This is a genomic window from Rhodobacter sp. P2_H5 (genome assembly GCF_056403335.1).
The window spans coordinates 1-1,201 of the sequence record NZ_JBFUFS010000062.1 but is presented as its reverse complement, the minus strand read 5'-3'; the positions used below and the strand labels follow the sequence as shown (position 1 = coordinate 1,201).

Below are 1,201 nucleotides of genomic sequence, written 5' to 3'. Positions count from 1 at the left end.
CCATGTGGGTGCGGCGCGGGCTGCAGATGTGTTGCAGGTCGCTGCCCGAAGCCTCACTGACAGCGACAAGAAGACCCTCGCCAAAAGCGCCGCCCAAGCGCCTGCCTGGATGCGCGCCACCTTGCTGTCGATTGCCGATCTCGGGACGGGCGACCGCATTGAAGAACCGCCACACAGTTTCAGGCGAGCTTCCAATGATGGGTAATCGCAGATTCCGTCGCACCATCGGCATCGACTATTCAGGGGCAGAAACCGCCGAGGCCAGCCTGAAAGGGCTGCGCGTCTATCAAACCTCGGGCGACAGCGTCGCCGAAGAGGTATTGCCGCCCGCCGGCCCCAAGAGATACTGGACAAGGCACAGCCTCGCCGATTGGCTGATCGACACCCTGGATGGATCGGTGCCGACTGTAGTCGGCATTGATCACGGCTTTTCATTCCCCATACGTTATTTCGAGCGGCATGGCCTTGAGCCCAATTGGCCGAATTTCCTCGACGATTTCTGTGCGCACTGGCCGACAGATGGCAAGCACACTTATGTCGATTTCGTTCGCGACGGGTCAGTTGGGAATGGCGCGGCGCGGCAAGGAGAGAGGCATTGGCGGCGGCTGACCGAAGAGGCTGCCGGATCGGCAAAGTCAGTTTTCCATTTCGACGTTCAGGGAACGGTCGCCAAATCAACCCATGCCGGCATCCCATGGCTTCGCAAAATTCGACAGGCTCGCCCGCAAGTCCATTTCTGGCCTTTTGATGGTTGGGAACCTGCTCAGGACGCCTCCGTGATCCTCGAGGCCTATCCGAGGCTGTGGAGCAGCCTCTATGGCAGCGAGGCAAGAACTCAGGACCAGCACGATGCCTATGCAATCGCGCGTTGGCTCCAGGAGGCCGATATCAGCGGTGAAATCAAACAGGCGTTTGCGCCGCCCCAGCCGGAAAGTGTGGCGATGACAGCTCAGGTCGAAGGCTGGATTCTCGGAACCACTTGGCCCCCGACTGACAAGCCCCGCTCCCGCCCAAAGAGTAAAGGCCCTCGCAGATCCTCAACCACGGCAACAGGTTACGTGAACCGCAATAGTCAGGAAGTGCTGTCCCGCACCGGACAGCCGGGCACTGACCACAACCAGATCGTCTACATCCTGCAATGTCGCCACTGCGGGGCGCGGTACGGTGCGAACGGTTCAGACGTTTTTCAGCGCCGTTGCCC

At 60.4% G+C, this 1,201-nt stretch carries 2 protein-coding genes; both read left to right on the top strand.

All coding sequences use genetic code 11. From position 1 onward, the window contains the following. A partial coding sequence (locus tag AC1DVR_RS23440; RefSeq protein WP_478003034.1) for a hypothetical protein occupies window positions 1–205 on the top strand: 205 nt, incomplete at its 5' end. Beyond that, window positions 195–1,201 (top strand): hypothetical protein (locus tag AC1DVR_RS23435; protein ID WP_478003033.1); only part of this gene is annotated, 1,007 nt, incomplete at its 3' end. The genes AC1DVR_RS23440 and AC1DVR_RS23435, both read left to right, overlap by 11 nt.